Source organism: Rhizobium sp. SVR5-9E (assembly GCF_056755095.1).
Genome location: NZ_JBNDHS010000072.1, coordinates 24,810 through 31,359 on the forward strand (window position 1 = coordinate 24,810; position 6,550 = coordinate 31,359).

The following is a 6,550-nucleotide window of genomic DNA, read 5'->3' on the forward strand; positions in this document are numbered from 1 at the left end:
TTCCTCAAATTATCATATTGGGGCTTTCCAAAGTTCGACCGATCTGTTTCAAGGGATGGACATCGATTTGCCCCATCGACGAAAGCCTTTTCCATGCCCGCCTTTCTGGACCAGCATACCATTTCCGCCTATTTCGAAGTGATCATGATCAATCTCCTGCTCTCGGGGGACAATGTGATCGTCATCGGCATGGCCGCCGCCGGCCTTGTCAGCGAGCTGCGCGGCAAGGCGATTGCCGTCGGCATCGCGGCCGCAGCAATCATCCGCATCGTCTTCGCCGTGGCCGCGGCGAAGCTGCTTGCGATTACCGGCATCACGCTTGCCGGCGGACTGATGCTCCTGTGGATCTGCTGGACGATGGGCAAGGAATTGCTGTCGGCGGCAGAGGAGCAGGCGCATGCCGGCGATGCTTCCGGCCATGACCCGCATGTGAAACCGAAGCTCTTCCGGCAGGCGATCGCTCAAATTATCTTCGCCGATGTCTCCATGTCGCTCGACAACGTGCTTGCCGTTGCGGGCGCCGCCAAGGAGAACATGAATGCGCTGATTTTCGGCCTCATCCTTTCGGTGTTGCTGATGGGCCTCGCTTCGAACGTCGTCGCGAAGCTCCTCGAGCGCTTCAAGTGGATCGGCTGGATCGGCCTTGCGATCATCGTCTATGTGGCGCTCGACATGGTGTGGAACGGCAGCGAACAGCTGCTCGCTCTCTATGGCCATGCCGCCTGAAGCTTCAGGCTGAAAGACGGAACGGCAGGTGCGGCCCAGCGGCCCGTTGGCGACGCCCTTCGAAGGGGTGTCGCCGTCAGGCATCGGGACGTTACATCAAACCCAGCTGCTTGTAGAAGCCAAGGGCATCGTAATAGTCCGACTGCTGCTTGATCGCATTGTTTTCTATAACGAAGACCGAGGCGCCATCGAAGGAGAAGGACTTGTTGGTTGCCGGGGTTCCATCCGCCCAAGCGCCGCTATTCGTTCCCGAGAAGGTCCACTCGAAGGAAACCTTGTTTCCACTGACGATTGGATCGCCGCGCATCACCCATTTGAGGTCCGGCGCCGCGGTCATGAAGTTGTCGATTACCGCGGCCTTGGCTTCCGCCTTGCCGACGGTGGGCTTGCCGACTGACGCGTCGTAATAGCTGACCTTTTCGTCAAAAAGATCAGCGGCCTTGCCGGCATCATGGGCGTTCCAGGCGGCCAGATACTGTTCGACGACCGCGAGCGGTGTCTGGTCGGCGGCGTAGGCTGGCATTCCTGTAAGCGTCGAGGCGAGGCAGATGCCGCCCAAGGCGGCAAGAACGGTACGGCGTTTCATTTGGGTTCCCCTTTTTATGTTGTTGCTCGTTTGGTTTGCGGCCGGACGGTTCCGCCCGGCGCACGGATCAGCCGTGGTTGATCATGACGTGACGGACGGCGGTGTAGTCTTCCAGTGCGTAGACCGACATGTCCTTGCCGTAGCCGGATTGCTTCAGGCCGCCATGCGGCATCTCGTTGGTGAGCATGAAGTGCGTGTTGATCCAGGTGCAGCCATACTGCAGGCGCGCGGCCGTCTTCATGCCGCGGCTGATGTCCTTGGTCCAGACGGACGAGGCAAGGCCGTAATCGCTGTCGTTCGCCCAGGTGACCGCGTCCTCGACATCGGTGAAGCGGGTGACGGAAACGACAGGACCGAAAACCTCGCGGCGGACGATTTCATCGTCCTGCGTTGCGCCGGCGACGACCGTGGGAGCATAGAAGAAGCCCTTGTCGCCGGAGATCTTGCCACCGGCGGTGATTTCCATGTGCTTGTGTTCTGAGGCCCGCGCGACGAAGCTTTCTACGCGATCGCGCTGGCGCTTGGAGATCAATGGACCGATCTCGTTTTCGGTATCATCGGCCTGGTTGAACTTGATGCTGGCGACGGCCGAGGAGAGGTCGGCGACGAACCGGTCGTAGATCTTGGCGTCGGCATAGATGCGGCAGGCGGCGGTGCAGTCCTGGCCGGCATTGTAGTAGCCGAAGGTGCGGATGCCGGACACGACTGCCTCGATGTCGGCGTCGTCGAAGACGATGACCGGCGCCTTGCCGCCGAGCTCCAGATGCGTGCGCTTCACGGTCTTGGCGGCCGCCTGCAGCACCTTCTTGCCGGTTGCGACGTCGCCTGTGATGGATACCATCGAAATCTTCGGATGGTTGATCAATGCATTGCCGACGCTTTCGCCGCGGCCGAGGATGACGTTGACAACGCCTTCGGGCAGGATCTCGGCAAGGAGCTTCGCCATCTTCAGCGCGGTCAGCGGTGTCTGTTCGGACGGCTTGAAGACGACGGTGTTGCCGCCGGCGATCGCTGGCGCGAGCTTCCAGGCCATCATCATCAGCGGATAGTTCCACGGTGCAATCGACCCGACGATGCCGATCGGGTCACGGCGGATCATCGAGGTATGACTAGGCAGATACTCGCCGGCGACTGGTCCATGCAGGTTCCGGACGGCGCCCGCAAAGAAGCGGTAGCAATCCACAATCGCCGGTATTTCGTCGTTCAGCACGGCATTGATCGGCTTGCCGCAGTTCAAGGCTTCCAGCGTGGCGAAACCTTGTGCATCCTTCTCGATCGCATCGGCGATCTTCAAAAGATAGCCGGAGCGCTCGGCGGGTGTCGTCTGCGACCAGCTCATGAATGCCTTTTCGGCCGCCTCCACGGCGGCGTCGATCTGGCCGAGCGAGGCTTCCGGCAGGTTCAGCACGGTCTCGCCCGTCTTCGGGTTCAAGATGCGCTCTTCCGTTTCCGTGCCCGCTTCGAAACGAGATCCAATCAGCATCGCGGTGTCCATGATGTTCTCCCATATTGTTGACGGAGTGGGATGTGGACGGAAAACCGCTTCACACTTTTCCGCATCCCACTCTGGTTATTTGCCGGCTCCGGCGATCTGATCGCCGTCGCGAGTGAGGTAGTAGGCTGCCAGGATCGGCAGGAAAGTGACGAGCACGACGACCATGGCGACCACGTTGGTGACCGGTCGCTGGCGCGGGCGGATGAGCTCTTCCAGCATCCAGATCGGCAGCGTCGATTGCTGGCCGCCGGTGAAGGTCGTGACGATGACCTCGTCGAAGGACAGCGCAAAGGCGAGCATGCCTCCGGCCAAAAGCGCCGTGCCGATATTCGGCAGGATGACGTATCTGAATGTCTGGAAACCGTCGGCGCCAAGATCCATCGAGGCTTCGATCAGCGAAGCGGACGTGCGGCGGAAGCGGGCAACCGCATTGTTGTAGACGACCACGACGCAGAAGGTGGCGTGGCCGAGAACGATCGTCCAGACCGAGAACGGGATGTCAAACAGGCTGAAGGCCGAGCGCAGCGCAATGCCGGTGATGATGCCGGGCAGCGCGATCGGCAGGATGACGAGCAGCGAAATCGCTTCGCGGCCGAAGAACCTGGTCTGGCTGACGGCGGCCGCGCAAAGCGTACCGAGCACCAGCGCAATCGCTGTCGCGATGCAGGCGACCTGCAGGGAAAGCCCGAGGGCGGCCCAGACGTCCGGCCTGTTCCAGGCGATGCCCAACCACTGCAACGTGAACCCCGGCGGCGGCCATTGATAGCTTTTTTCCTCGGTCGTGAAGGCATAGACGAAGATCAGAAGGATCGGCAGGTGCAGGAAGAGCAGCCCGCCGGCAGCGGCGATCTTCAGCAATAGCGGCGATGTCTGGTGGCGATCAGAGCGCATCGAAAGCCCCCTGCTTTTTAGCAAGCCAGAGATAGACGGCCATGATGACGATCGGCACGACGGAGAAGGCGGCGGCGAGTGGTACGTTGCCCGCCGTACCCTGCTGTGCATAGACCGCCTGGCCGATGAAAAGGCGCGAGGAGCCAATGATCTGCGGGATGATGTAGTCGCCGAGCGTCAGGGAGAATGTGAAGATGGAGCCCGCGACGATGCCGGGTAGCGCCAGCGGAAACAGCACGGTGCGGAAGGTCTGTTGCGGCGTGGCGCCGAGATCGGACGCGGCTTCGATCAGGTTTGCCGGGACGCGCTCGAGAGCGGCCTGTGTCGGCAGGATCATGTAGGGCAGCCAGATATAGACGAAGACGATAAAGGTCCCGAGATAGCTGACCGACAATGAATTGCCACCGACCACGGGCAGGGCGAGAACGCCGTCGAGCAGCCAGGAGAGGTGCAGCTTGGCGAAAATCCAGGTCAGGATGCCTTCCTTCGCCAGAACCAGCTTCCAGGCATAGACCTTGACCAGATAACTCGACCAGAGCGGCAGCATGACACTGAGATAGAAGAAGGCCTTCCATTTTCCTTGAGCATAGCGTGCGGCGTAATAGGCGATCGGAAAGGCGATGAAGGCAGAGGCAATCGTCACCATGGCCGCCATGACGACGGTGCGGACGATGATGTCGAAATTGGTGGGGTTCAGAAGCTGCGCGTAGGTCGCGAGCGTGAACTCGTAGTTGATAAGACCGGAGAAATCGTCGATCGAGAAGAAGCTCTGCAGAAGGAGCGCGATCAGCGAGCCGATATAGATGACGCCGAGCCAGAGCAGCGGCGGAGTCAGCATCAGAAGGAGCAGCAGCTTCGGATGACGCCAGAAGGCATCCGACAGCCGGCCGAAGAAGCCGCCGCGTCCGGGCAGAATCGAAGTCGCGCCGACGGGCTTTGTGAGGGTCAACGTCGTCATGCCGCGTCGTCCATGTAATGCACGTCGGCCGGCTGCCAGAGAAGGCGCACGGTCGCGCCGATAGTAGGTACATGCGTTCCGGCGGGCAGGGTGACGTGCAGGCGTGCGCCCTTGATGTCGACGGTGAGGCGCGTCGCGGCGCCAAGAAAACTGGTGTTTTCGATCTTCGCTTCTACCCCGTCGCCAGAAAGATGGATCGCCTCGGGGCGCAGGCTCGCCCAGCGTTTCTCGCCGCCAAGCGAGGTCATCAGATCCGGTGCGATGACGTTCGAGGAACCGACGAAATCGGCGACGAAGCGGGTCTTTGGGCGGCGATAGATATCATGCGGCGTGCCCTCCTGGACGATGCCGCCATTGTTGAAGACGGCGACGCGGTCGGCCATGGAGAGTGCCTCGCCTTGATCGTGGGTGACGAAGACGAAGGTGATGCCGAGCGCCCGCTGCAGGCTCTTCAGCTCCTCCTGCATCTGTTCGCGCAGCTTCAGATCAAGCGCGCCGAGTGGTTCGTCCAGCAGCAACACCTTCGGTTTGTTGACCAGCGCGCGGGCCAGCGCCACGCGCTGCCGCTGGCCCCCGGAAAGCTGACCGGGACGGCGGGCGCCATAGCCGGGGAGCTTCACCAGTTCCAGCGCCTGTTCCGCCGCCCTAGTGCGTTCCGCCTTGTCGATGCCCTTGACCATCAGCCCGTAGGCGACATTGTCGACGACGTTGAGGTGCGGGAAGAGCGCGTAGTCCTGGAAGACGGTATTGACGTTGCGCCGGTAAGGCGGAACGCCGCCGGCCGTCTCGCCGAAGATCTCGATATGTCCGTCCGTCGGCTGCTCGAAGCCGGCAATCAGGCGCAAGCATGTCGTCTTGCCCGAGCCGGAGGGGCCGAGCATCGCGAAGAATTCGCCCGAGGCGATTTCGAGATCGACGCGATCGACGGCGCGAACCTGGCCAAAATGGCGTGAGACCTTTTGGAAACGGACAGCGGGTGTCATTGGTGGAACTCCACGATAATTCATCGATGTGGGAGTGCGAGCGGCATACTCCCACTTCTCCCCATCGGGGAGAAGTGCCGAGCAAAGCGAGGCGATGAGGGGGTGAGCGACGGAAGGAGCGAACGTCCGAGCTCAAGCGAGGGCGAGGCTGCCGCAGCGCCCCCTCATCCGACCCTTCGGGCCACCTTCTCCCCCAAAGGGGAGAAGGTGGCAGCGATTACCGCCCGCCGATGACGCCGATATAGTCCGATACCCAGCGGTGATAGGGCACGCATTCGCCCTGGCTGGTGCACTTGGCTGTCGGCGTCTTCCAGAACTTGATCTTGTCGAAGTGATCGAAGCCGTTGGTGTTGCAGCCGGAATCGGTCATCAGTTCGTTGCCCTTGCAGGCCGCCGGGACGGAGGGGACGGCGCCGAACCAAGCGGCGGCGTCGCCCTGAACCTTCGCAGACAGCGAGTGCTCCATCCACATGTAGGCGCAATTCGGGTGCTCGCTGTCAGCGTGAAGCATGGTGGTATCAGCCCAGCCGGTGGCCCCTTCCTCCGGGAAGGTTGAAGCAATTTTCTGCTTGTCGGCCTGCATCAGGTTGACCTGGAACGGCCAGGACCCGGAAGCGGCGACGCCTTCGTTCTTGAAGTCGTCGATCTGGATCATCGCGTCATGCCAGTAACGCGAGACGAGCTTGCGCTGGCCGCGCAGCAAGTCGAGGGCCGCCTTGTACTGATCTTCGTTGAGCTCGTAAGGGTCTTTGATGCCGAGGTCCGGTTTGTTCGCCATCAGATAGAGGGCAGCATCGGCGATATAGATCGGGCCGTCATAGGCCTGGACCCGCCCCTTGTTGGACTTGCCGTCGGGAAGTGTTTCCTCCTCGAAGACAACCTTCCAGCTGGTCGGCGCCTTATCCTTGAAG

General features: G+C 61.4%; 7 protein-coding genes. 1 reads left to right on the plus strand and 6 read right to left on the minus strand.

Going from position 1 to position 6,550, the window contains the following annotated elements:
• The first annotated feature begins 93 nt into the window (after positions 1-93).
• The gene (locus tag ACPYOJ_RS25410) at positions 94-726 is read left to right on the plus strand and encodes a YjbE family putative metal transport protein (RefSeq protein ID WP_481418718.1); all 633 of its coding nucleotides are present in this window, start codon (positions 94-96) and stop codon (positions 724-726) included.
• 91 nt (positions 727-817) lie between these two features.
• On the opposite strand, the gene ACPYOJ_RS25415 is transcribed toward ACPYOJ_RS25410, so the two are convergent.
• The 6 genes from ACPYOJ_RS25415 to ACPYOJ_RS25440 all read right to left on the minus strand — a co-directional run.
• Positions 818-1,312 carry an ester cyclase gene (locus ACPYOJ_RS25415; RefSeq protein WP_481418719.1) on the minus strand — a complete coding sequence of 165 codons (495 nt, stop codon included), beginning with the start codon at positions 1,310-1,312 and terminating at the stop codon, positions 818-820.
• A gap of 67 nt (positions 1,313-1,379) precedes the next feature.
• Complete coding sequence (locus ACPYOJ_RS25420; protein ID WP_481418720.1) at positions 1,380-2,807, minus strand: gamma-aminobutyraldehyde dehydrogenase; 1,428 nt, start codon at positions 2,805-2,807, stop codon at positions 1,380-1,382.
• A 75-nt stretch (positions 2,808-2,882) separates the two neighbouring features.
• A complete protein-coding gene (locus ACPYOJ_RS25425) occupies positions 2,883-3,698 on the minus strand; it encodes an ABC transporter permease (RefSeq protein WP_481418721.1) in 816 nt (271 codons plus the stop codon).
• Positions 3,688-4,656 carry an ABC transporter permease gene (locus ACPYOJ_RS25430; protein ID WP_481418722.1) on the minus strand — a complete coding sequence of 323 codons (969 nt, stop codon included), beginning with the start codon at positions 4,654-4,656 and terminating at the stop codon, positions 3,688-3,690. The genes ACPYOJ_RS25425 and ACPYOJ_RS25430 overlap by 11 nt, the downstream gene beginning before the upstream one ends.
• Entirely contained in the window at positions 4,653-5,639 is a 987-nt protein-coding gene (locus ACPYOJ_RS25435; protein ID WP_481418723.1) for an ABC transporter ATP-binding protein, read from the minus strand. Before ACPYOJ_RS25435 ends, ACPYOJ_RS25430 begins: the two co-directional genes overlap by 4 nt.
• A gap of 217 nt (positions 5,640-5,856) precedes the next feature.
• The coding region (locus ACPYOJ_RS25440) for an extracellular solute-binding protein (RefSeq protein WP_481418724.1) at positions 5,857-6,550 on the minus strand (694 nt) is incomplete at its 5' end.

Bases quoted from the DNA above. Each gene is read 5' to 3' on its own strand.
- ACPYOJ_RS25420 (WP_481418720.1), bottom strand. From the start codon at position 2,807: ATGGACACCGCGATGCTGATTGGATCTCGTTTCGAAGCGGGCACGGAA.
- ACPYOJ_RS25425 (WP_481418721.1), bottom strand. From the start codon at position 3,698: ATGCGCTCTGATCGCCACCAGACATCGCCGCTATTGCTGAAGATCGCC.
- ACPYOJ_RS25430 (WP_481418722.1), bottom strand. From the start codon at position 4,656: ATGACGACGTTGACCCTCACAAAGCCCGTCGGCGCGACTTCGATTCTG.
- ACPYOJ_RS25410 (WP_481418718.1), top strand. From the start codon at position 94: ATGCCCGCCTTTCTGGACCAGCATACCATTTCCGCCTATTTCGAAGTG.
- ACPYOJ_RS25435 (WP_481418723.1), bottom strand. From the start codon at position 5,639: ATGACACCCGCTGTCCGTTTCCAAAAGGTCTCACGCCATTTTGGCCAG.
- ACPYOJ_RS25415 (WP_481418719.1), bottom strand. From the start codon at position 1,312: ATGAAACGCCGTACCGTTCTTGCCGCCTTGGGCGGCATCTGCCTCGCC.